This is a genomic window from Burkholderia ambifaria AMMD (assembly GCF_000203915.1).
GTDB lineage: Bacteria > Pseudomonadota > Gammaproteobacteria > Burkholderiales > Burkholderiaceae > Burkholderia > Burkholderia ambifaria.
Map to the genome: position 1 here is coordinate 1054864 of NC_008391.1, position 21676 is coordinate 1076539.

Below are 21676 nucleotides of genomic sequence, written 5' to 3' on the forward strand. Positions count from 1 at the left end.
CCGGTTGCAACCGTTCAACGTGATGCGATCAAACCGGATCGGTGAGTACCCGATCAGTAGCCGATCGCCGATCCGGCCGGGCGGCGCGGATCGTTGACGCCATAGATGTAACCGACGCGTACATTGCCGGATACCGACGAGTCGTTGCCGGAACTCTGGTGGCTCGTCGCTTCGGTGCCGGGCAGGCCGACCATGATCAGCTCGGCGGCGCCCCACGGCGTCTGCTCGACCATCTTGTAGCCCATCTTGTGCAGGATCGCGAGCGTGTCGGGCGACAGGCCGCGGGTCTCGTAATAGACCTCGTCCGGCAGCCATTGATGATGGACGCGCGGCGCGCCGACCGCATCCTGCGGCGTCATCCCGTAGTCGATCACGTTCAGCACGGTCTGCAGCGTGATCGTGATGATGCGCGAGCCGCCCGGCGAACCGACCACCATGAACACCTTGCCGTCCTTCTTCACGATCGTCGGCGCCATCGACGACAGCGGACGCTTGCCCGGTGCGATCGAGTTGCGCGTGCCCTGCACGAGGCCGAACAGGTTCTGCGCGCCGACCTTCACGGTGAAGTCGTCCATCTCGTCGTTCAGGAAGAAGCCCGTGCCCGGCGCGATCACTACGGCGCCGAAGCGGCCGTTGACGGTGTACGTCGTCGACACCGCGTTGCCGTCGTGGTCGACGATCGAATAGTGGGTCGTCTCCGGCTTCTCGTGCACGCCGACGCCCGGCTGCACGTCGACCGACGCCGTCGCCGTCTCGCCGCTGATCTGCTTGCGGATCTCGGCCGCATACGCCTTGCTCGTCAGCTTCGCGACGGGATTGTCGATGAAGTTCGGATCGCCCAGCAGCGTGTTGCGATCCTCGTAGGCATGGCGCATCGCCTCGGTCATGTAGTGGACCACCGACGCCGACTGGTAACCCATTTTGCGCAGGTCATAGCCTTCGAGGACGTTCAGCGTCTCGCACATCGTCACGCCGCCCGAGCTCGGCGGCGGCGCCGACACGAACTCGTAGCCGCGATACGTACAGGTCAGCGGCGCGACGTCCTGCGCGCGATACGATGCGAAATCGGCTGCCGTGATCAGGCCGCCGCCGCGCTTCGCGGCCGCTTCGACGATCTTCGGGATCTCGCCGTGATAGAACGCCTCGGGGCCCTGCTCCGCGATACGCTCGAGCGTGCGCGCCAGGTCCTTCTGCACCAGACGGTCGCCCGGCTGCAGCGGCGTGCCGTCCGAGCGCAGGAAGATGCGCGCGGCCTCCGGATCCTTCTTGAAGCGCTCGATCGTCGTGTCGAGGATGTCCGTGTCGCCGCGCGTCAGCACGAAGCCGTCGCGCGCGAGCCGGATCGCCGGCTCCATCACCTGCTTGCGCGTCAGCTTGCCGTACTTGCGCTGCGCGAGGTCGAGACCGGCGACCGTGCCCGGCACGCCGACCGCGCGATAGCCGTACAGGCTGTCGTCCGGAATGACGTTGCCCTTCGCATCGAGATACATGTTCGCCGATGCCGCGGCCGGCGCCGTTTCGCGGAAGTTGATGAACCGGTCGCGGCCGTCGGCCAGATGCACGGTCATGAAGCCGCCGCCGCCGATGTTGCCGCAGCACGGATTGGTCACCGCCTGCGCGTAGCCGACCGCCACGGCGGCGTCCACCGCGTTGCCGCCTTTCTTCAGGATGTCGACGCCGATCTGCGACGCGTAATGCTGCGACGACACGACCATGCCGTTCTTCGCTTCCACCGCGGGTTCCGAAGCGGCGAGCACGCACGCGCTCATGGCCGACAACAGGGTGAGTACTACGAGCCGCCTCATGACGGGATCCTCCAGACGAATAAACCGGGCCATGCCGTGATGCGATCCGACATGTAATGAACAGTACATTCCAGCGAGGCCGCGATCATATCACCGGGGTTTTTATTCAAAAACCTAGGGTTATCACTGAACTATTCCGCGATATCTGATGGATTCGCCGTCGCTTTGAATGTTTGTTTTATTACACATGTGAATGATCAGAGCGGAGGCGATGCGGCCCTCTAATCTGGAGTCGCACACGGCCCGCGGGCCGTCGATCGGCTAACATGCGTGAAGTCGCCGGCAGACACAGGTCTGCCGTTTGTCATTCAGATACGAGCAAGCCGGAGTGCCCGATGGGGACAAGCATCAGGGCGTTGCTGCTATCCCAGATGGATAGCTTCACGCCGTCGGAACAGAAGGTCGCGCATGCGTTGCTGGATCGCTATCCGAGCCTCGGTCTCGGGCCGATCGCGAGCTTCGCGAAGCAAGCCGAAGTCAGCGACCCGACCGTGTTTCGCTTCGTCGTGCGGATCGGCTTTCCGAACTACTCGTCGTTCCAGCAGGCGTTGCACGACGAGATCGACACCGCGATGAATTCGCCGCTCGCGCGAATGGATGCGTTCCACTCGGAATCGGGGATGCGCGACAGTCATTCGGCGATCTTCCAGCGGCTCTCGCAAGCGCTCGCCACGACGATCGACGAGCTCGACGCGGCGGCGTTCGACGAAGCGGTGACGCTGCTGGCCGATCCGGATCTCCGCGTGTTCTGCGGCGGCGGGCGTTACACCGCGCCGCTCGCGTCGCTGTTTTCCTTCACGCTCGCGTATGCGCGTCCGCATGTGCAGTACGTCGAGCCGAACGTGAATCTCGCGTCGGTCACGCTGACGGACATGGGGCCTGCCGACGTGCTGGTCATTTTCGATTTTCGCCGCTACCAGAAGGACAGCATCCGGTTCGCGCAGGCTGCGCACCAGCTCGGCGTCAGGGTGCTGCTGATCACCGACGAATGGCGCTCGCCGATCAGCGCGTTCGCCGAGATCGTGTTGCGGATCCAGGGGCGCCCGTTCGCGATGCTGCAGACGAACGTGCCCGCGCTCGCGCTCGCCGAAGCGCTGGTGATCGGCGTGACGAACCGGCTTCCCGAGCTGGCGCGGCAGCGGATGGAGAAAATCGAGCGGCTGAGCACGGGTGGGGTCGAGCGGGATGCGAATCAGTGGGATTTGCCGGAGTGACGGTGATCGTCATTCGGGCATGAGCTTTCAACTATTGATGTCGTGGAGCACCCGTACGCATCCACTCGCAGTCTTCACGACTCCACATCCTCAAGACTAAACACCTCCGTCTTGTCGTTATACGAAAATACTTCTCCGTAACGCCCCCAGTCGATCACCGCGTCGAGCGTTTCCTCGGCCGCGCCGTCCGACAGGAAATCCTCCAGCTCCTGCTCGAAGCGCACGCGCGGCGCACGATGGCCCGGACGTTCGTTCAGCACCTTCTTGATCCGCGCGGCGAGCGGTACGTGCTTGAGCAGGTGATCGGCGAACATCAGCTTGCGCTCCTGCGTGCCGAACTCCGCGAACACGCGTGCAGGCGGCGTCAGGAACACGTCCCCTTCCCGCACATCCGCAAAACCGAGGTACTGCAGCACTTCGGCGATCGGGAACAGCTCGTCCACTTCCAGATGCAACGTGCGCGCGATTTCCGGCATGTCCGCGCGGCCGTGGTACGGCGCCATCGCGAGCGTCTCGATCAGGCCGGCCATCAGGTTGGTCGACACCTGCGGCAGCCAGCTGCCAAGCTCCAGCCCCTTTTTCGTCGCCTCGCCGGTCTGGCGCGCGGTCATCTTCGCGTAGATGTCGTCGACCAGCTTGCGGAAGGCCGGGTCGAGCCGGTTGCGCGGATGCTTGAACGGCACCTTGATCTCGGCGATCACGCGGCCCGGATTCGACGACAGCACGAGGATCCGGTCGCACATGAACACCGCTTCCTCGATGTTGTGCGTGACGATCAGCACCGACTTGATCGGCATCCGGCCTTGCGTCCATAGGTCCAGCAGGTCGGTACGCAGCGTTTCGGCCGTGAGCACGTCGAGCGCGGAAAACGGCTCGTCCATCAGCAGGATCGTCGGATCGACGACGAGCGCGCGCGCGAAACCGACGCGCTGGCGCATGCCGCCCGACAGCTCGCGCGGATACGCGTTCTCGAAGCCGTCGAGACCGATCAGGTCGATCGCGGCGAGTGCGCGCTCGCGCCGCTCGCGTGCGCCGACGCCAAGCGCTTCCAGCCCGGCTTCCACGTTCTGCAGCACGGTCAGCCACGGGAACAGCGCGAAGGTCTGGAACACCATCGCGACACCTTCGGCCGGGCCGCGCAGCGGCTTGCCGAGATAGGTCACTTCACCGCCGGTCGGCTCGATCAGCCCGGCGATGATCCGCAGCAGCGTCGACTTGCCCGAGCCCGAACGGCCGAGCAGCCCGACGATCTCGCCTTCGCGCAGCGACAGGTTCGCGTCGTCGAGCACCAACAGTTCGCCCTGCGTCTTGTTGAAGCCGCGGCAGACGTGATCGACACGCAGGATTTCCTCGCCGAGGCGCGGCGGCTGCAGCGGCTGCGACGTCTTGACGGGGGCGTTGATAACGGTCGAATTTTGCATCGCGCTTACTCTCAATCGAGACGGAGCCGGGATTCCGCATAGGCGTACATCGGACGCCACAGCAGACGGTTGAACAAGGTAACGAACAGGGACATCACGGCGATGCCGAGGATGATCTTCGGGAAGTCGCCGGCGGCGGTGGTCTGCGCGATGTACGAGCCGAGGCCGTGCGCGACGACCTTCGTGTCGCCCCACTGCACGAACTCGGACACGATGCTCGCGTTCCACGCGCCGCCCGACGCGGTAATCGCGCCGGTCACGTAGTACGGGAAGATGCCGGGCAGGATCGCCTGGCGCCACCACTGCCAGCCGCGGATGCGGAAATTCTTCGTCGCTTCCTTGTAGTCGTTCGGATAGGACATCGCGCCGGCGATCACGTTGAAAAGGATGTACCACTGTGTGCCGAGCACGATCAGCGGCGACAGCCAGATGTCCGCGTTGAGGTGGAAGTGGACGATCACGATCACGAACACCGGAAACAGCAGGTTGGCCGGGAACGCGGCGAGGAACTGCGCGAGCGGCTGGATCTTCTCGGCGAGCGCGGGGCGCAGCCCGATCAGCACGCCGAGCGGCACCCAGACCACCGACGCGATCGCGATCAGCACCAGCACGCGCAACAGCGTGATGAGACCGAGCACGAGTACGTGACCGACCTCGTCCATCGTCACGCCGGTTGCGACGAAGCTGACGACGCGCCATGCGACATACACGGTGATCAGGATCACGAACGTTCCCCACACGATATCGCCGATGCGCGACGAACCGCGCACCGACGCAGCGCGCGAGCGAGCGCCCGCGAGCGACGGCGCGCGCAACGGAATCCGCGCGGTCTGCGACAGCAGCCAGCCGGCAGGCACCAGCAATTGATGGATCAGGTGCGTACGACGCATCATGTCGAGCAGCCACGATTGCGGCGCATCGCCCGACGCGGTGTTCTCCATCCGGAACTTGTCAGCCCACGCAACGAGCGGGCGGAACAGGAACTGGTCGTACGCGAGAATCACGACCGACATCGCGACGATCACCCAGCCCACCGCGCCGAGGTTCTTGTCCGAGATCGCCTGCGCGAGATATGCGCCGATTCCCGGCAGCGTGATCGTCTGGTTGCCGACGGTGATGGCCTCCGATGCGACGACGAAGAACCAGCCGCCCGACATCGACATCATCATGTTCCAGATCAGCCCCGGCATCGAGAACGGCACCTCGAGCTTCCAGAAGCGCTGCCACGACGTCAGGTGAAAGCCGCGCGACACTTCGCTCAGGTCGCGCGGCACCGTGCGCAGCGACTGGTAGAAGCTGAACGTCATGTTCCACGCCTGGCTCGTGAAGATCGCGAAGATCGCCGCGAGCTCGGCGCCGAGCACGCGGCCCGGGAACAGCGCGAGAAAGAACGTGACCGTAAACGAGATGTAGCCGAGCACCGGCACCGACTGCAGGATGTCGAGGATCGGGATCAACACCATGCCGATACGGCGGCTCTTCGCGGCGAGCGTGCCGTAGACCAGCGTGAACACGAGCGAGGCCACCATCGCGGCGAGCATGCGCAGCGTGGTGCGCAACGCGTATTCGGGAAGGTTCGACGGATCGAGCGAGATCTTCTGGCTCTGCAGGGTCGCGATCGGCGCCAGCGTCTGATGGAAACCGACGATCGCCATCGCGAGGATGCCGATGATCAACGGAAATGCGACCGCATCCCAGCGATTGGGGAGCACGCGCCACGCGGATGCGTTGGCGGTGCGATTCGGGTCGAAGAAACGGATATCCATCGGTAGCGTCTTGGTCGAATTGAAAATCGATGGGGGGCGGCCGATCGCCGCGTCAGCGGGTGCGGCCCGGAACACATTCCCGGGCGTCGGGCGGACGATTGCCGGCAACCTGACAAGGCAGCGCCAGGCCGATGATGTGCGTGCGATGACTGGCCGCACCGCTGGCTTCCGTTGCCGCGAGATTCAGCATGAGGGGCTCCGGAGAAGGTGATTCGGTGTCGCAGGCTATCGGGCGCGGATGACGCAACTGTGACGTGTCACTTACAGGACATTGACACGTCATGCGCCGGCGCTTCGTCATCGCACCGCAAGCCGCGAACAGCGGGGCCCAACTTCGTAATACGAGGGAATAAATCCGTCGTCTCGCCGGTATGGCATGCGAATACGCCGGCTTATTCCAGGACGATCCGGCCGTCCGGTTACGTCATACGATTGCGAGGCTCCCATGTCTTCATCGACCCCTACCCGCCCGTCGCGCCGCAAGGCCCTGCAATGCATGGCGTTCGGCGGACTCGGCACGCTGTTTACGCTGTCGGGCGGCATCCTGACGCCGTTCGATCTCGCGCTCGCGCAAAGCGGCGGCGCCGTCCCCGCGAATGCGGGCCGGCCGCTGTTCGTGCAGATCAGCGATACGCACATCGGTTTCAACAAGGACGCGAATCCCGACGTCGCGGCCACGCTGCGGCAGACCATCGATCTGGTCAACGGGATGTCCAACGCGCCCGCGCTCACGATCCATACCGGCGACATCACGCACTTGTCCAAACCGGAGGAATTCGACCACGCGTCGCAACTGCTGTCCGCGCTGCGCGTGCCGGAGCTGCACACGGTGCCCGGCGAACACGACGTGACCGACGGTTCGGGCGCCGAATACTTCAGCCGGTTCGGCAAGGCGTCGGACAACCGCGGCTACTACAGCTTCGATCACGCGGGCGTGCACTTCGTCGCGCTCGTCAACGTGATGCACTTCAAGCCGAACGGGCTCGGCAGCTTCGGCGACGAACAGCTCGCATGGCTCGCGCAGGACCTGAAGGGCCAGTCGTCGAGCACGCCGATCGTCGTGTTCTCGCACATGCCGATGTGGACCATCTACGAGCCCTGGGGCTGGGGCACCGGCGATGCGCCGCAGACGATGGCGCTGCTGCGCCGCTTCGGCTCGGTCACCGTGCTGAACGGGCACATCCACCAGATCGTGTCGAAGGTCGAGGGCAACGTGACGTTCCATACCGCGCGCTCCACCGCGTTTCCGCAGCCGACCGCCGGCAACGGCCCGGGCCCGGTGCCGCTCACGGTGCCGCGCGACCGGCTGCCCGCGATGCTCGGCGTGACGACCGTCGATTTCGCCGGCCATCCCACGACAGCGTCGTTGCGCGACACGACGCTCGCCTGATCCGGATACGCAAGGAGACCGACATGACCTTCTTCAAGCCTTCGATGCTGCCGGCCGCGCTGATCCTGTGCGCGGCCGCCGCCGGCACGCCGCTCGCCGCGTTCGCGCAAACCCCGGCCGGCCCGCTCGTGACGATCCGCAATTTCATGTTTTCGCCGATGTCGACCACGATCAAGGCCGGCACGACGATCACGTGGAAGAACCTCGACGCGGAACCGCACACCATCGTCAACGACGCGGGCACCTTCCGTTCGAAAGCGCTCGACCAGGACGAGACCTACTCGTTCCGCTTCGACAAGCCGGGTGTCTACAAGGTGTTCTGCGGGATTCATCCGTACATGAAGGAGACCATCACCGTGGAATGACACGGCACGCGCCACGATCCGGCATGACGGACGGTGCGCGTCGATCGCCTACACTGGTTCCATTCGGCCGGAACCCGCCGGCCCTCACCGACTGCGAGGAAAGCGATGACGGCAAGTCAACCCGCACATCCGAAACTGCCGGGCCAGGTCGTGCTCGTGCTTCAGGGCGGCGGCGCGCTGGGCGCATACCAGCTCGGCGTATTCGAGGCGCTGGACGCGTCGGGAATCCAGCCCGACTGGGTGATCGGCACGTCGATCGGCGCGATCAACGCGGCGCTGATCGCCGGCAACGCGCCCGGACACCGCGCGCAGCGGATGGCCGAATTCTGGCGCCATGTGACCGAGCGGCCCGCCGTGAACGTGCCGGGCTTCCCGACCACCTGGGACAAGATCGGCGCCGAGCTCGCGGTCATCGGCGCCGGCATCCCGGGATTCTTCCGGCCGAATCCCGCCGCATGGCTCGGGCCGCTCGCGCGCGTCGGCGTCGAGCACGCGTCCTACTATCTGGTCGAGCCGCTGCGCGACACGCTCGCGTCGCTGGTCGATCTCGACCTGCTGAACGCGCGCCGGCCACGGCTGACCGTCGGCGCGGTCAACGCGTGCACCGGCACGATGCGCTATTTCGATTCACGCGACCGGCCGCTCGACCTCGACCACGTGATGAGCTCGGGTGCGCTGCCGCCCGCGTTCCCGGCCGTGCGGGTCGACGGCGCGCCCTACTGGGACGGCGGCATCTATTCGAATACGCCGGTCGAAGTCGTGCTGGACGACGCGCCGCGCCGCAGCTCGATCATCTTCTCGGTGCAGATGTGGAATCCGGTCGGGCCGGAGCCGCAAAGCATCTGGCAGGTGTCGGAGCGCCAGAAGGACATCCAGTATGCGAGCCGCACGGACAGCAACATCGCGCGGCAACAGCAGATTCACGGGTTGCGCCACGTGATCAAGGAACTGGTCATGCGGCTGCCGGAGGCCGAACGCAAGTCGCCCGACGTGCAGGCGCTCGCCGCATGGGGCTGCCAGACCACGATGCACGTGATCAAGCTCGCGGCGCCGCGCCTCGACGGCGACGATCAGTGGAAGGACATCGATTTCACGCCGGACGGCATCGCGGCGCGCCGCCAGGCCGGGTTCGACGCGACGATGCAGGCGATCGCCGCGCGCCCGTGGGAGCTGCCGCTGGACCCGACGCAAGGGCTCAGCGTCTGGAGTCCGGAAGAGAACAGGATCGGCGAACGGCACAACTGATGCCGCGGGCGGCCATCTGCCCGCGCATCGTCCTGCCCTGGATCCGGCTTACAGCGCGCGCACGATGCCACCGTCGACCCGAATGTTCTGCCCGGTGATGTAGCCGGCGCCGTCCGACAGCAGGAACCTCACGGTCTGCGCGATCTCCTGCGTCTTGCCGAAACGGCCGACCGGAATGCGGGCAACGATCTCGGGCGTCTCCGGCCAGCTGTCGATGAAGCCCGGCAGCACCGAATTGATGCGAATGTTGTCCTTCGCATACCGGTCGGCGTACAGGCGCGTGACCGAACTCAGCGCCGCGCGCAGCGCGGACGACACCGGCATCGCCTGCTCGGGCGCGTCGGCCGCGAAGCTCGAAATATTGACCACCGCGCCGCCGCCCTGCTTCAGGAAGACGGGCGTCACGCGGCGCAGCACGCGAACGACGTTGAGCACGATCAGGTCGAGCCCTTCGTGCCACTTGTCGTCCTCGATGGCGAGCAAGTCGCCCTTCGGCGGATGTCCGGTGTTGTTGACGACCGCGTCGATACGGCCGTACTTCGCGAGCGTCTCGTTCACGAAACGCTCGATGTCGGCGTCGTCGGTAACGGAGCCTGCAACGCCGAAACCACCCAGCTCCTGCGCCAGCTCGACCGCGCTGCCGGACGGCGACATCAGCGCGACGCGATAGCCGTCGTTCGCGAGGTCGCGCGCGATTGCGGCGCCCATGCCCTTGCCCGCCGCCGTCACCAAAGCCACTTTCTCTACAGTCATGCCGCTCTCCCGGATAGGTCGGCTTGCGCCGCGATAGTCGTTCCAAAGCGCCCACTCTAGGGCCCTATAATCGGCTTGTCGAACGATGATTTCTCCATACACCCTGTAGAATTTCTACTGCATGACCACTCTGTTGCGTACCCGCCGGTTCCCGCCGCTCAATGCGCTTCGCGCGTTCGAGGCCGCCGCGCGCCACCTCAATTTCCGGCTGGCCGCCGACGAACTCGGCGTGACGCAGGGCGCGGTCGCGCAGCAGGTCAGGCATCTGGAGGACGTCGTGGCGGTTCAGCTGTTTCGGCGCTTGCCCAGGGGGCTTGCGCTGACACGCGAAGGGCTCGAGTATTTTTCGTCGGTCCAGCGCGCGCTGCAGATCATCTCAGACGCCACGGACGCCCTGGGCGAGCGCCCGACCGTGCTGGCGGTCAGCACGACGCCGTCGTTCGCGTCGAAGTGGCTGATTCCGCGCCTGGCGGACTTCGGCCGGCTGCACCCCGACATCGAGGTTCGCGTCATCGCCGACGAAAGGCTTGCGTCGTTTCGGGCCGACGGCGTCGACATCGCGATTCGACTGAGCAAGCCGCCATTCCCGGCCGGCCTCGCCGCCGAGTTGCTGGCTCCGCTCGACATCTTCGCCGTCGCCAGCCCGAAGCTGCTCGACAGCGGCCCGCCGATCCGCACGCCTGCCGACTTGTCGACGCATGCGCTGTTGCACGACGCGCACGATCTGTGGCCCGAGTTCATCGAGAAGCTCGGTGGAAAGGGTCGGGCCGATCCGACGAAAGGGCCGAGATTCAGCCAGTCGCTGCTCGCGATCGACGCCGCGGTCGCCGGTCAAGGCATCGCGCTGACCAGCGAGCCGCTCGTCGAGCGCGACATCGCGGAAGGCAGGCTGCGCCGCGTGTTCGATTTTTCGTTTCCGATGTCGCTCGGGTTTTACGTCGTCTTCCCGCAGGCCAATGCGCATTCGGAAGCGTTGCAGGCCATGCGCCGCTGGCTGTTTGCGCAGTATGGGAAAGCGTGATCGCCCGGCACCCGCAGCGATTGACGAACGACAAGGAAGCATCGCATGCGATAGTGCCGATCCGGCGCCTTCCGGCCGCGAGCCTGCATCAGCCGCTATTCAGCAACGCCGCAAACTTGTCGGCCAGTGTCGGACGCGAACGATGCGGCCAGATCGCGCTGAGTTCGAAGAGCGGCAGCGCGTCGCTTTCGCGCACTTCGCACACGCGCACGCCCGCAAATTGGATCGCCTTGACGGATCGCGGCAACAGTGACGCGCCGCAACCGGCGGCCACGCATGCGAGCACCGTCAGCGATCGATTGGCATCCTGAACGACATTGGCTTCACAACCGAACTTGCGAAACGCACTGAGGATGCCGGCTCGCACCACCGGCAGCTGTCCGTGCGGAAACCATACCAAGCCCATACTCGCCAGTTCCGCGAGGCCGAGCTTGCCATCCTCGCCCAGCGGATGCGACGCCGGCACGACCGCGTGCAAGCGTTCGCGGACGATCAGCTTTTCGCGCATCCGGCCGCGGACCGCAACAGGCGTATGCAGCAACCCAATATCTATTTCGCCGGATTCCAGCGCGCTGGCCTGCTCCGCGTTGCTCATTTCCCGCAACGCCAGCTCGACATCGGGAATCGCGTCACGCAATGCGGCGATCGCGCGGGGCATGACCTCGAACAGCGCCGCTGACGCGAAACCGATGGTCAGCCGGCCGCCACGCTGCGCACCGATATCGCGAGCCCGCTTTTCCGCCGCCTCGATCCTCGACACACTCAGGCGAATGTCCTCCGCGATCGCTTCGCCCGCGGGCGTCAGCGCCGCGCCGCGACGCGTGCGCGCAAGCAGCTTCGTGCCGAGATCCTTCTCCAGCCGCGTCATGGCCTGGCTGAGCGCCGGCTGCGCTATCCCGAGCTGCGCCGCCGCGCCGGTGACGCTTCCCGCATCGACGATCGCGAGAAAGTATTTGAGCGTGCGAATCGATTCCATGATCGCCTTCCATATCACGATGCTATGAATGAACAACGTTTTCATAGTATGCACGCGTACCTCACGTTCATAGAATGGCGTCAAATCGATCAACAGCGGCCGCCCGTCCGACTTCGCAGCGGCCCGCACCAGGAGACGACCATGCGCTGGTATGAGGACATCACCCCCAACGAGCGGCGAACCCTGTGGAGCTGCTTCGGCGGATGGGCGCTCGACGCCGTCGATACACAGGTCTTTTCCCTCGTGATCCCGGCGCTTCTCGCCACGTGGGGCATCAGCAAAGGTCAGGCAGGATTGATCGGCGGTGCGACGCTCGTGGCCGGTGCACTCGGCGGGTTGCTCGCCGGCATCCTGTCCGATCGCGTCGGCCGGGTGCGCGCACTTCAGATCACGGTGATCTGGTTCTCGCTCTTCACGTTTCTGAGTGCGTTTGCCCAAACCTTCGAGCAGCTGCTTGTGCTGAAGGCGCTGCAAGGCATCGGCTTCGGCGGCGAATGGACGGCGGGCGCCGTCCTGCTCAGCGAAACGATGAACCCGCGGCATCGCGGCAAGGCCATGGGCATCGTGCAGAGCGCGTGGGGATTCGGCTGGGGCGCCGCGGTGCTGCTCTATATGGCCGTCTTCTCGCTCGTTTCGCCGCAATGGGCCTGGCGCGTTCTGTTCGCGATCGGTCTCGTCCCGGCCCTGCTCGTTCTCTACCTGCGCCGCAACGTGGCCGAGCCGCCGCGCGAGCCGCAAACTGAAACCGACGATTCCGCGCGCCGCGGCGTATTCAGCATTGCCGCCGGCATTTTCGATCCTGCGGTGCTACGCACCACGATCGTCGGCGGCCTGATCGGACTGGGCGCGCACGGCGGCTACCATGCGATCACGACGTGGCTGCCGACGTATCTGAAGACCGAGCGCCATCTGTCAATCCTGGGCACCGGCGGTTATCTCGCGGTCGTGATCGTCGCATTCATCATCGGATGTTTCGTGAGCGCCTGGTTGCAGGACCGCATCGGGCGACGCTGGAACGTGATCCTGTTTGCCGTCTGCTGTGCGGTGATGGTCAACGTCTACACGTTGCTGCCGATCAGCGACACCACGATGCTGCTCCTGAGCTTTCCGCTCGGCTTCTTTTCAGCCGGCATTCCCGCGACACTCGGCGCGCTCTTCAACGAGTTGTATCCGCAAGGCGTGCGCGGCACCGGTGTCGGCTTCTGCTACAACTTCGGCCGCATCGCATCGGCGGCATTTCCGGTGCTGATCGGTCACATGAGCGGATCAATGTCGCTCGGTGCGGCGCTGGGCATCGACGCGGGCGCCGCGTACGGCCTCGTCGTTGTCGCCGCGCTGATGTTGCCCGACACCCGCCGCCGGCTCGTCGCGTCGCCGCACGAGAACGGCGCGCAGGCCATCTCGCGCCACTGAGCACGCGGCACGCGTACGTCGATGCATCGCTCCAACGTCAATTTGATTTCACGCACCTGACACGATGGACCGCTTCCCGCCCGCACTCCCGGCCGCCCCCTTCGACTGCCTGTCCCCCGCGTCCCTGGCTTGGCTCGACGAAACCGCGACAGGCATCACCGGCGTCGACGCGCACGCCCACATCTTCGTGCAAGGCCTGCCGCTCGCGGCACACCGCCGTCACGCGCCCGACTACGATGCAACGCTCGATCAATATGTCGCGCAGCTCGCGGCGCACGGTCTCTCCCAAGGCGTGCTGGTGCAGCCGAGCTTTCTCGGCACCGACAATGGGTTCCTGCGCGCGGTATGCGAGCGCTATCCGCGACGCTTTCGCGGTGTTGCCGTTGTCGCGCCAGAGGTCACGGATGCCGAGCTTGAAGCTCTGGACGCCGCACATATCGTCGGTGCGCGGCTGAATTTGATAGGGGTTGCACTGCCGGATTTCCGCGATGGCCGATGGTCCGCGCTCCTCGCACGCTTGAACGCACTACGTTGGCATGTCGAAGTTCAAGCGAATGCGGATGCTCTGCCGGTCGTGCTCGATGCGCTGCTTCGACACGATTGCACGGTCGTCGTCGATCACTTCGGGCGGCCCGATGCGCAGCTGCGCGCCGCGGATGCCGGCTTTCGCCATTTGCAATCGACGGCCACCTCCGGCAACGTTTGGGTCAAGCTCTCCGCCGCCTATCGCAGCGCCGAAAATTCGAACGGCATCGAGCACGGACGGGCGCTTGCCACCGCTCTGCTCGATTCGTTCGGCCCCGAGCGCATGGTCTGGGGTAGCGACTGGCCTCACACGCAGCATCGTCATCTGATCGACTATGACGGGGCTCTGAGCGCATTGGAATACTGGATTCCCGACCGTGCCGCGAGAGACAGAGTGATGACGACCTCCGCGGCGGAGCTTTTCGGGTTTTAGCGTGCACGAATACGCACCCCGCAGTACAAGGATGCCGCTCGACGGGCCGTGCCCGGAGATCGATAAACAACCCCACACTCGTCAGTGTCTTCGCGCATATCGTCTTTTTCCGATATATGATTCGCCCATCGACGATACCTGTTTGCGCCGGTTTTCCGACCGAACGCCGAAACACCACGCCCTTTCCATGCCGACCGAACTCGACATCGACGCGATCCTGAAAGCGCTTTCGAACCCGCTGCGCCGGGAAATCCTCGTCTGGCTGAAAACGCCGGGCGTGCATTTTCCCGAGCAGACGCTGCCGTACGACCACGGCGTCTGCGCCGGGCAGATCGACGCGCGCTGCGGGCTGTCGCAGTCGACCGTCTCCGCGCACCTCGCGACGCTGCAGCGCGCGGGGCTCGTGACATCGACGCGGATCGGCCAGTGGGCGTTCTTCCGGCGCAACGAGGCCGTCATCGACGCATTTCTCGACGCTCTGCGCCGCGAACTCTGATCCAGGCCATGCGGGCCACCCGCCGCGCACGACGCGGCGGCCATCCCGCCTTTCGTGAAGAGGTTATTTGCCATGCCCACTCTGTTCGACCCCGTTACCCTCGGCGATCTAACGCTGCCGAACCGCATCGTGATGGCACCGCTCACCCGCTCCCGCGCGGGCGCGACGCGCGTGCCCAACGACCTGATGGCCCGCTATTACGCCGAGCGTGCATCGGCCGGCCTGATCATCAGCGAAGCGACCTCGGTCACGCCGCAGGGCGTCGGCTATGCGGATACCCCCGGCATCTGGTCCGACGAGCAGGTCGAAGGCTGGAAGCGCGTGACCCAGGCCGTCCACGCGGCCGGCGGCCGCATGGTGCTGCAGCTGTGGCACGTCGGCCGGATCTCCGATCCGGTGTTCCTGGACGGCGACCTGCCGGTCGCGCCGAGCGCGATCGCCGCCGGCGGCCACGTCAGCCTCGTGCGCCCGCAGCGTCCGTACGTGACGCCGCGCGCGCTCGAACTCGATGAAATCCCGGGCATCGTCGCCGCATATCGCAAGGGCGCGGAGAACGCGAAGAAGGCCGGTTTCGACGGCGTCGAGATCCACGGCGCGAATGGCTACCTGCTCGACCAGTTCCTGCAGGACAGCACCAATCACCGCACCGACGCGTACGGCGGCCCGATCGAGAATCGCGCGCGCCTGCTGCTCGAAGTGGTCGACGCGGCGATCGACGTGTGGGGCGCGGGCCGTGTCGGCGTGCACCTCGCACCGCGCGGCGATGCGCACACGATGGGCGACTCCGACCCGGCCGCGACGTTCGGCTATGTCGCGCGCGAACTCGGCCGCCGCAAGATCGCGTTCATCTTCACGCGCGAGTCGTATTCGGGCGACCACCTGAGCCCGCGCCTGAAGGAAGCGTTCGGCGGCCCGCTGATCGCGAACGAGCAATTCACGCTCGAATCCGCTCAGGATGCGCTTGCGAGCGGCAACGCCGATGCGATCGCGTGGGGCAAGCTGTTCATCGCGAACCCGGACCTGCCGCGCCGCCTCGAAATCGGCGCACCGCTGAACAAGCCGGTGCCGGAGACGTTCTACGCCGAAGGCGAAACGGGTTACACCGACTACCCGGCGCTCAGCGACGCGGCCTGACGGCCGACGACACGTTCATGCGCGCACGTCAGCGCGCATGAACACGCGCTGCGTCTCGTCGAGGCCGCGTGCAACGTGATGTGCGCGAATCGCCTGGAGTGTGTGGTCGAGCGATGCGTCGTCGACGATGTGGAAACCGAGGCGCGCGTAGTACGGCGCATTCCACGGTGCATCGCGGAACGTCGACAGCACGACCTCGGCAATGCCGTCTTGCGCGGCGCGCGTCATGATCCGCTCGATCAGGCGCGCGCCGATCCGCTGCCCCGCATGCGACGGCGCGACATCCAGTTCCTCCAGATACAGCCGCCGCGCATCGAGCAGCCGGTAGAACGCGAAGCCCACGCACGTTCCCTCATCGTCCGTCGCGACATACGCGCGACCGTCGTCGATGCGCACGAGCACGTCGGCCGCGTCGGTCGGTTCGCCTTCGGCGATATCGACCATGCCGATGGCGCGAAAGCGTTGGGCGGCGGCCACTTCCACGGCGGCCATGGCGGCCGCGTCTTCCCGCGTGGCGGGACGAATCCGGATCGATGCTGTCATCACGACGAGATAGGCGGGGGAAACGGCCGTCACTATAATCGAAACTTCATACCTTTCGAACGTCCCTGCCCACGAGGTTCGTCATGACGCTGTCCGCGCTTGCCGTGTTCGCCATCGCCCTGCTCGTCACCGCCGGCACACCCGGCCCGAGCGTCGCCGCGCTCGTCGCGCGCGTGCTGACGAACGGCGTGCGCGACGTGCTGCCGTTCCTCGCCGCGATGTGGATCGGCGAGGCGCTGTGGCTCACGCTGGCCGTCGCCGGGCTGTCCGCGTTCGCGCGCACGTTCGCGACGGGCCTGCTCGTGCTGAAGCTGCTCGGCGTCGCGTATCTGCTGTTCCTCGCGTGGAAGATGTGGACCGCGCCGACCGACACGCACGCCGACGACCTGCCGCGCGGCCAGTCGCCGTGGCGCATGTTCGTCGCGGGCACGCTGGTCACGCTCGGCAACCCGAAGATCATGCTGTTCTATCTCGCGCTGCTGCCGACGATCGTCGACCTGACGCATGTCGGGGTCGTCGCGTGGGCCGAGCTCGTCGGCACGATGCTCGCGATCCTGATCCTCGCCGACTGCTTCTGGTCACTGCTGGCTTCACGTGCGCGCGCATTTCTCACTTCGGCACGCGCGAAGCGGATCGCGAACCGGACGAGCGCGACCGCGATGGCCGGTGCGGCGGTGGCGATCGCGACGCGTTGAGCGGCGCATTCGCACGACATTTCGCCGTCGCGGAACGGGCCGGGCGGGCGGCGAGCCGCCACGCCCGCCGCCGCCGCCGCCGCACACCACAGCACGTTACGGCGTTCCGGCGCTGCAGCAATAGGCCAGCAGGAACGTCGCGGTGCCCGCGTCGCCCTGCACGATCGCGCGCATGTCACCGTTCAGCTTCGCCATTGCTGCGGTCACGTAATCCGGCGCGGGCAGCTTGGCCGTATTGAAGTCGTGCACCGCAACCGCGACCGGCCTGTTGTCCTTCGTCTTCGGCGAGGCCAGCGCCCGGTCTTCCGCGGCGAATCGCTGATCTCGCGTGGCGACCGCGCCGACCTGCCCCGCGCAATAGCCGTGCGTTCCCGACATGATGTGAATCGTGTGCCCATCGCCGCTCAGCCCGGCCGCGATGGTATTGAGTGCCGCTGCGACGTCCCTGACGGTGCAGGGGTCGTGAAAGCCCCAGATCTGCACCGCATTCGGGGTGTCCTTCGTGATGTTGACGAGCGTTGCCATGACCTCTCTCCTTGCAGTCTGCGTGGCGGAAGGTTCGCGTAGCCGCCGGCGCGGCTTTCCACGAAGCCATTCCCGAGCCGGCGCGAGCCTGGCACGCGGTGCCCGTCGCGCCCCGCCGAGTTGAAAAACATGCGGATATCCGCCGACGGGCTCGATCGAACCGCGCACGCCCACGGACGGTTCAACCTTATCCGTCGGCATCGGTTCGCAACATGGACCGCGCGTCACACATTCGGCAACGGGCCGATCTTCACGGGAGCCGGTCGGTACTAGCAGCCCATCGACCTGCACCGCTCGCCCGACGCGGGCGCGTGATCGTTGCACGCCACCAGCGCCCGCACCAACGCCCAATCATCGTCGTCGCAGAAATCGAGCAGCACCGCGCCACACGGGCCACGCAGCTCGCGCAACCGCTCCGCGAGCCGCGCGTGAATCCCCTGCACCCTGCCATCGCCGCGCGCGACCACCGAAGGATTCGCGCCCATCCCCGTACCGCTGCAGAAATTGATCGCCCAGCGGCCGCTCTCCGGCGACGGCATGCCGGTCAGCAGCGCGTCGATCACGCGCCACTTGTAGTGGATCGACCCGGCGACGGGCACACGGTATTCATCCTGGATCACGAACGCCGAATCGGGATGATCGATCGTGAACGTCGCGTTGTCAGGCCACCCGGTCAGGTCGATGCCGAGCGGTCGGCGGCTGCGAAACCGCCGCAACAACACCACCGCGCCGCGCACGTCGCCGAGCGCCGGCAGCGCGCCGCCCGCATGCCAGCGCAGCCGCGGATGCCGCGCGCAATGCGCATCGAACGTTGCCTCGAAACCGCGCGTGCATGCGTGCGCGGGCCACTCGTCCTTCACCGACATCACGATGCATTCGCGCGGATGCGCATCGAGAAAGCGCGTGCAATCCGCGAGCACGTCGTCGAACGACATGCCGAGCGCGATCCCGCCGTGATGAATGTCGAACGTATCGCAGCGATGCCGGCACCGGATGTCGAGCAGGCGCACGCCGTGCGCGAGCTGCGCGGCGAGCGGCGCGCGCTGGGTGCGCACGAGCGGATCGTCGACGGTATACGCACAGCTGTCATGGCTGCCCGGTAGGGTCAGCGTAGGCAGCGGCCGCGCGTCGTCGAGCGCCGACATCCAGTCGGCCAGCGGCGTGGGTGCTTCGAGTCGCGAAGGGATCATGAATCGATGACTGACAAGGAAAGAAAAACGTGGGTGACGGCATCGGATGTCGCCGTGCGGGCCGGCGTGTCGCGCTCCGCGGTGTCGCGCGCGTTCTCGCCGACGGCAAGCATCGCGCCCGAAACGCGCGAACGCGTGATGGTGGCCGCGCGCGCGCTCGGCTACCAGGTCAACCTGATCGCGCGCGACATGATCACGCAGCGCAGCAGCATGATCGGCGTCGTGACGGCCGGGTTCGAGAATCCGTTCCGTGCGCGGCTGCTGTCGGACCTGATGGCGGCGCTCGGCCAGCGCGCGTTCACACCGCTCGTGACCAACGCGGACGACCCGCATCAGGTCCGGCAATCGCTCGAACGTTTGCTCAGCTACCGGATCGCGGGCCTCGTGATGACGTCCGCGTCGCCGCCGCTGTCGGTCGCGCGGCAGTATCTCGACCACCGGATTCCCGTCGTGATGATCAATCGCGACGCGAACCTGCCGGGCGCGGATGTCGTCGTCAGCGACAACGCGGCGGGGGCCGCCCACGCCGCGCAACAGCTCGTGCGGGCCGGCGCGCGCCGGCTCGCGTTCGTCGGCCCGCGTACCGCGAGCTACAGCGCGCGCTCGCGCGCGGATGCGTTCGCGCAGGGGCTGCAACGCGGTGACGCATTCGATGCGACGCTCGTCCGCGTGATCGATACGCGCTCCGACACGCATGCGTGCGGCATCGACGCCGCGCGGCAACTGTTCGCATCCGGCGAGCGCCCGGACGGCGTGTTCTGCTCGTCCGACCTGCTCGCGCTCGGCGTGATCGACGCCGCACGCGACGCATTCGGCCTGCGCGTGCCCGACGACCTGCGCGTGATCGGCTTCGACGACATCCCCGCCGCCGCATACGACGCCTATCGGCTCACGACATTGCGCCAGGATACGCAAGGCCTCGCGCACGCGGCCGTCGACCTGCTCGCCGACCGGATCCAGACGTTCGACGGTGTGTCGCGCACGTGTGTCGTCCCGGTTACGCACGTGGCCCGGCATAGCTGCGCGTAACGCGTCGGGTCATTTCAGCCCGCCGGCGAAGCCGCGCAGCAGATAGCGCTGCACGTAGCCGGCCACGGCGAGCGTCGGCAGCGACGCCAGCAGCCCCGCGCTCATCAGGTCGCCCCAGTCGATGCCGTTCTCCGTCACGTAACCGGCAATCGCGAGCGGCAGCGTGAAGCGGCTCGGCGTCGACACGAACAGCAGCGCGATCAGGAATTCGTTCCACGCGGCGATGAACACGAAGATCGCGGTCGCGATCAGCCCCGGCGCGCACAGCGGCAGCACGATCTGCACGAGCCGCCGCGCGAGCCCCGCACCGTCGATGCACGCGGCTTCTTCGTATTCGACCGGCACGTCGCGCACGAACGCGAGCAGCATCCAGATCGCCATCGGCAGCGCATAGATCTGGTAAGCGAGCATCAGCCCGAGCGTCGAGTCGAGCAGATGCAGCCGCTTCGCGAGCGCGAACAGCGGCACGGCGATCGTGATCGGCGGCATCAGCTTCAGTGCCAGCACGAGCATCAGGAACAGCAGGTCGAGCCGCGCCGGAAACCGCAGCCGCACGAGTGCATACGCGGCCGGAAACGCGAGCGTCAGCGCGAGCAGCGTCGTGCCGAACCCGACCAGCAGCGAATTGGCGAGCGGCGCGCCGATGCCGTTCGACCACACCGACACGAAATGCTCGAGCGTCGGCGCGGCCGGCCAGATCCGCAGCGGATGATCGAGGCGCTCGAGCGTCGGCATGAACGCCGCGCCGGCCATCCACAGGCACGGCAGCAGCAACAGCGCGAGCGCGACGACGCGCAGCCCCCATGGCACCGCGCGACCGAATGCGGCGCCCGCTCGCGCGTGCGCGATGCCTGCGGGGCGCGCCGTCATGCGCGCCGCTTGCGAACCGTCTGCCATACGTACCCCGAAACCAGCAGCGCGGACGCCGCGAGCATCAGCACCGACGCGGCACTCGCCGGCCCGACGTTGAAGAAGCGAAAGCCCGTGTCGTAAATGTAGGTCGACAGCGTCTGCGTCGCGTTGCCGGGGCCGCCGCCCGTCAGCGCATAGACCTTGTCGAACAGCTTGAACGTCTCGATCGAGCGCAGCAGCAGCGCGAGGCCGATCTGCGGCGCCGCGAGCGGCAGCGTGATGTCGCGCAGGCACTGCCAATCGCTCGCGCCGTCGGTGCGCGCGGCTTCGTACAGTTCCTGCGGGATCGATTGCAGCCCGGCCAGCACGATCAGGAACGCCATCGGCGTCCACTGCCACACGTCGACGAGCGCGAGCGACCACAACGCAAGATGCGGATCGGACAGCCAGCGCACGCCTTCGATGCCGAACGCGGCGAGCAGCGCGTTCAGGAAGCCGTCGAAGTTGAGCCAGTTGCGCCAGATCGCCGAGCACACGAGCGTGGACAGCATCATCGGCAGGATCGCGAGCGGCAGCGCGATGCGCCGCCCCGGAAACGCGCGCACGAACAGCAGCGCGAGGCCGAAGCCGAGCGTGACTTCGGCGAGCGACGCCACGATCGTGAAGCGCAGCGTGTTGCCGAAGCCGGCTGTGAACGCATCGTCGCCGAGAACCGCGCGATAGTTCGCGAGCCCGGTGAACGTGCGCCGGCCGGCCGCGTAGTCGACCCGGCAGAACGAATCGACCAGCACCTGCGCGACCGGGTACAGCGCGAGCGCGGCCAGCACCAGCAGCGCGGGGCCGAGCAGCGCGACGAACGGCAGGCTGCGGCCGAGGGCTTTCATG

General features: G+C 66.4%; 22 protein-coding genes. 11 read left to right on the top strand and 11 right to left on the bottom strand.

All coding sequences use genetic code 11. The annotated features are described in order from the left end of the window. Positions 1 to 53: 53 nt before the first annotated feature. Entirely contained in the window at positions 54 to 1805 is a 1752-nt protein-coding gene (ggt, locus tag BAMB_RS20725; RefSeq protein WP_011659128.1) for a gamma-glutamyltransferase, read from the bottom strand. A gap of 335 nt (positions 1806 to 2140) precedes the next feature. Between ggt and BAMB_RS20730 the strand changes: the two genes are divergently transcribed. Further along, positions 2141 to 3019 (top strand): MurR/RpiR family transcriptional regulator, encoded by an 879-nt coding sequence (locus tag BAMB_RS20730; protein WP_011659129.1) that lies wholly within the window; start codon positions 2141 to 2143, stop codon positions 3017 to 3019. 74 nt (positions 3020 to 3093) lie between these two features. Here BAMB_RS20730 and BAMB_RS20735 read toward each other — a convergent pair whose 3' ends face one another. The 3 genes from BAMB_RS20735 to BAMB_RS35435 are packed head-to-tail and all read right to left on the bottom strand — an operon-like array spanning position 3094 to position 6396. Then, a complete protein-coding gene (locus BAMB_RS20735; RefSeq protein WP_041491493.1) occupies positions 3094 to 4440 on the bottom strand; it encodes an ABC transporter ATP-binding protein in 1347 nt (448 codons plus the stop codon). Positions 4441 to 4451: 11 nt separating this feature from the next. After that, positions 4452 to 6206, bottom strand: a complete 1755-nt coding sequence (locus tag BAMB_RS20740; protein ID WP_011659131.1) for an ABC transporter permease — start codon at positions 6204 to 6206, stop codon at positions 4452 to 4454. A gap of 52 nt (positions 6207 to 6258) precedes the next feature. Continuing rightward, complete coding sequence (locus BAMB_RS35435; RefSeq protein WP_166488186.1) at positions 6259 to 6396, bottom strand: hypothetical protein; 138 nt, start codon at positions 6394 to 6396, stop codon at positions 6259 to 6261. Between the two features lie 255 nt (positions 6397 to 6651). Here BAMB_RS35435 and BAMB_RS20745 point away from each other — a divergent pair, with 255 nt between their 5' ends. The 3 genes from BAMB_RS20745 to BAMB_RS20755 all read left to right on the top strand — a co-directional run bounded on the left by BAMB_RS20745 (position 6652) and on the right by BAMB_RS20755 (position 9206). Further along, entirely contained in the window at positions 6652 to 7596 is a 945-nt protein-coding gene (locus tag BAMB_RS20745; RefSeq protein ID WP_011659132.1) for a metallophosphoesterase family protein, read from the top strand. 23 nt (positions 7597 to 7619) lie between these two features. Then, a complete protein-coding gene (locus tag BAMB_RS20750) occupies positions 7620 to 7961 on the top strand; it encodes a cupredoxin domain-containing protein (RefSeq protein WP_011659133.1) in 342 nt (113 codons plus the stop codon). Between the two features lie 105 nt (positions 7962 to 8066). Then, on the top strand, positions 8067 to 9206 hold the full coding sequence (locus BAMB_RS20755; protein WP_011659134.1) for a patatin-like phospholipase family protein: 1140 nt from the start codon (positions 8067 to 8069) through the stop codon (positions 9204 to 9206). A gap of 48 nt (positions 9207 to 9254) precedes the next feature. On the opposite strand, the gene BAMB_RS20760 is transcribed toward BAMB_RS20755, so the two are convergent. Then, on the bottom strand, positions 9255 to 9959 hold the full coding sequence (locus tag BAMB_RS20760; RefSeq protein WP_011659135.1) for an SDR family oxidoreductase: 705 nt from the start codon (positions 9957 to 9959) through the stop codon (positions 9255 to 9257). A gap of 121 nt (positions 9960 to 10080) precedes the next feature. On the opposite strand from BAMB_RS20760, the gene gcvA reads away from it, so the two are divergent. Then, positions 10081 to 10980, top strand: coding sequence for a transcriptional regulator GcvA (gcvA, locus tag BAMB_RS20765; RefSeq protein WP_011659136.1), 900 nt, complete (start codon positions 10081 to 10083; stop codon positions 10978 to 10980). An 88-nt stretch (positions 10981 to 11068) separates the two neighbouring features. Here gcvA and BAMB_RS20770 read toward each other — a convergent pair whose 3' ends face one another. Next, entirely contained in the window at positions 11069 to 11956 is an 888-nt protein-coding gene (locus tag BAMB_RS20770; protein ID WP_041491667.1) for a LysR family transcriptional regulator, read from the bottom strand. A 141-nt stretch (positions 11957 to 12097) separates the two neighbouring features. Between BAMB_RS20770 and BAMB_RS20775 the strand changes: the two genes are divergently transcribed. The 4 genes from BAMB_RS20775 to BAMB_RS20790 all read left to right on the top strand — a co-directional run bounded on the left by BAMB_RS20775 (position 12098) and on the right by BAMB_RS20790 (position 15957). Further along, positions 12098 to 13369, top strand: coding sequence for an MFS transporter (locus tag BAMB_RS20775; RefSeq protein WP_011659138.1), 1272 nt, complete (start codon positions 12098 to 12100; stop codon positions 13367 to 13369). Between the two features lie 64 nt (positions 13370 to 13433). Further along, entirely contained in the window at positions 13434 to 14327 is an 894-nt protein-coding gene (locus BAMB_RS20780) for an amidohydrolase family protein (RefSeq protein ID WP_011659139.1), read from the top strand. Positions 14328 to 14514: 187 nt separating this feature from the next. Next, positions 14515 to 14823 (top strand): ArsR/SmtB family transcription factor, encoded by a 309-nt coding sequence (locus tag BAMB_RS20785; protein WP_011659140.1) that lies wholly within the window; start codon positions 14515 to 14517, stop codon positions 14821 to 14823. A gap of 72 nt (positions 14824 to 14895) precedes the next feature. Continuing rightward, positions 14896 to 15957, top strand: coding sequence for an alkene reductase (locus BAMB_RS20790; RefSeq protein ID WP_011659141.1), 1062 nt, complete (start codon positions 14896 to 14898; stop codon positions 15955 to 15957). Positions 15958 to 15972: 15 nt separating this feature from the next. On the opposite strand, the gene BAMB_RS20795 is transcribed toward BAMB_RS20790, so the two are convergent. After that, positions 15973 to 16500 (bottom strand): GNAT family N-acetyltransferase, encoded by a 528-nt coding sequence (locus tag BAMB_RS20795; protein WP_041491494.1) that lies wholly within the window; start codon positions 16498 to 16500, stop codon positions 15973 to 15975. Positions 16501 to 16583: 83 nt separating this feature from the next. On the opposite strand from BAMB_RS20795, the gene BAMB_RS20800 reads away from it, so the two are divergent. Next, positions 16584 to 17195, top strand: a complete 612-nt coding sequence (locus BAMB_RS20800; RefSeq protein WP_011659143.1) for a LysE family translocator — start codon at positions 16584 to 16586, stop codon at positions 17193 to 17195. A 96-nt stretch (positions 17196 to 17291) separates the two neighbouring features. Here BAMB_RS20800 and BAMB_RS20805 read toward each other — a convergent pair whose 3' ends face one another. Together BAMB_RS20805 and BAMB_RS20810 are read right to left on the bottom strand one after the other, a co-directional pair. Next, positions 17292 to 17720 carry a hypothetical protein gene (locus BAMB_RS20805; RefSeq protein WP_011659144.1) on the bottom strand — a complete coding sequence of 143 codons (429 nt, stop codon included), beginning with the start codon at positions 17718 to 17720 and terminating at the stop codon, positions 17292 to 17294. A gap of 269 nt (positions 17721 to 17989) precedes the next feature. Beyond that, a complete protein-coding gene (locus BAMB_RS20810) occupies positions 17990 to 18910 on the bottom strand; it encodes a phosphatidylinositol-specific phospholipase C (RefSeq protein ID WP_011659145.1) in 921 nt (306 codons plus the stop codon). A 6-nt stretch (positions 18911 to 18916) separates the two neighbouring features. Between BAMB_RS20810 and BAMB_RS20815 the strand changes: the two genes are divergently transcribed. Further along, on the top strand, positions 18917 to 19939 hold the full coding sequence (locus BAMB_RS20815; protein ID WP_011659146.1) for a LacI family DNA-binding transcriptional regulator: 1023 nt from the start codon (positions 18917 to 18919) through the stop codon (positions 19937 to 19939). A 9-nt stretch (positions 19940 to 19948) separates the two neighbouring features. On the opposite strand, the gene BAMB_RS20820 is transcribed toward BAMB_RS20815, so the two are convergent. Next, on the bottom strand, positions 19949 to 20809 hold the full coding sequence (locus tag BAMB_RS20820) for a carbohydrate ABC transporter permease (RefSeq protein WP_011659147.1): 861 nt from the start codon (positions 20807 to 20809) through the stop codon (positions 19949 to 19951). Next, positions 20806 to 21675, bottom strand: coding sequence for a carbohydrate ABC transporter permease (locus BAMB_RS20825; RefSeq protein WP_011659148.1), 870 nt, complete (start codon positions 21673 to 21675; stop codon positions 20806 to 20808). Before BAMB_RS20825 ends, BAMB_RS20820 begins: the two co-directional genes overlap by 4 nt. Position 21676: the final 1 nt, after the last annotated feature.

Coding starts and splice junctions, on each gene's coding strand:
- BAMB_RS20745 (WP_011659132.1), top strand. CDS start 6,652: ATGTCTTCATCGACCCCTACCCGCCCGTCGCGCCGCAAGGCCCTGCAA.
- BAMB_RS20730 (WP_011659129.1), top strand. CDS start 2,141: ATGGGGACAAGCATCAGGGCGTTGCTGCTATCCCAGATGGATAGCTTC.
- BAMB_RS20795 (WP_041491494.1), bottom strand. CDS start 16,500: ATGACAGCATCGATCCGGATTCGTCCCGCCACGCGGGAAGACGCGGCC.
- BAMB_RS35435 (WP_166488186.1), bottom strand. CDS start 6,396: ATGCTGAATCTCGCGGCAACGGAAGCCAGCGGTGCGGCCAGTCATCGC.
- BAMB_RS20750 (WP_011659133.1), top strand. CDS start 7,620: ATGACCTTCTTCAAGCCTTCGATGCTGCCGGCCGCGCTGATCCTGTGC.
- BAMB_RS20805 (WP_011659144.1), bottom strand. CDS start 17,720: ATGGCAACGCTCGTCAACATCACGAAGGACACCCCGAATGCGGTGCAG.
- BAMB_RS20820 (WP_011659147.1), bottom strand. CDS start 20,809: ATGACGGCGCGCCCCGCAGGCATCGCGCACGCGCGAGCGGGCGCCGCA.
- BAMB_RS20825 (WP_011659148.1), bottom strand. CDS start 21,675: ATGAAAGCCCTCGGCCGCAGCCTGCCGTTCGTCGCGCTGCTCGGCCCC.
- BAMB_RS20800 (WP_011659143.1), top strand. CDS start 16,584: ATGACGCTGTCCGCGCTTGCCGTGTTCGCCATCGCCCTGCTCGTCACC.
- BAMB_RS20740 (WP_011659131.1), bottom strand. CDS start 6,206: ATGGATATCCGTTTCTTCGACCCGAATCGCACCGCCAACGCATCCGCG.
- BAMB_RS20810 (WP_011659145.1), bottom strand. CDS start 18,910: ATGATCCCTTCGCGACTCGAAGCACCCACGCCGCTGGCCGACTGGATG.
- BAMB_RS20755 (WP_011659134.1), top strand. CDS start 8,067: ATGACGGCAAGTCAACCCGCACATCCGAAACTGCCGGGCCAGGTCGTG.
- gcvA (WP_011659136.1), top strand. CDS start 10,081: ATGACCACTCTGTTGCGTACCCGCCGGTTCCCGCCGCTCAATGCGCTT.
- BAMB_RS20785 (WP_011659140.1), top strand. CDS start 14,515: ATGCCGACCGAACTCGACATCGACGCGATCCTGAAAGCGCTTTCGAAC.
- BAMB_RS20735 (WP_041491493.1), bottom strand. CDS start 4,440: ATGCAAAATTCGACCGTTATCAACGCCCCCGTCAAGACGTCGCAGCCG.
- BAMB_RS20775 (WP_011659138.1), top strand. CDS start 12,098: ATGCGCTGGTATGAGGACATCACCCCCAACGAGCGGCGAACCCTGTGG.
- ggt (WP_011659128.1), bottom strand. CDS start 1,805: ATGAGGCGGCTCGTAGTACTCACCCTGTTGTCGGCCATGAGCGCGTGC.
- BAMB_RS20790 (WP_011659141.1), top strand. CDS start 14,896: ATGCCCACTCTGTTCGACCCCGTTACCCTCGGCGATCTAACGCTGCCG.
- BAMB_RS20780 (WP_011659139.1), top strand. CDS start 13,434: ATGGACCGCTTCCCGCCCGCACTCCCGGCCGCCCCCTTCGACTGCCTG.
- BAMB_RS20770 (WP_041491667.1), bottom strand. CDS start 11,956: ATGGAATCGATTCGCACGCTCAAATACTTTCTCGCGATCGTCGATGCG.
- BAMB_RS20760 (WP_011659135.1), bottom strand. CDS start 9,959: ATGACTGTAGAGAAAGTGGCTTTGGTGACGGCGGCGGGCAAGGGCATG.
- BAMB_RS20815 (WP_011659146.1), top strand. CDS start 18,917: ATGACTGACAAGGAAAGAAAAACGTGGGTGACGGCATCGGATGTCGCC.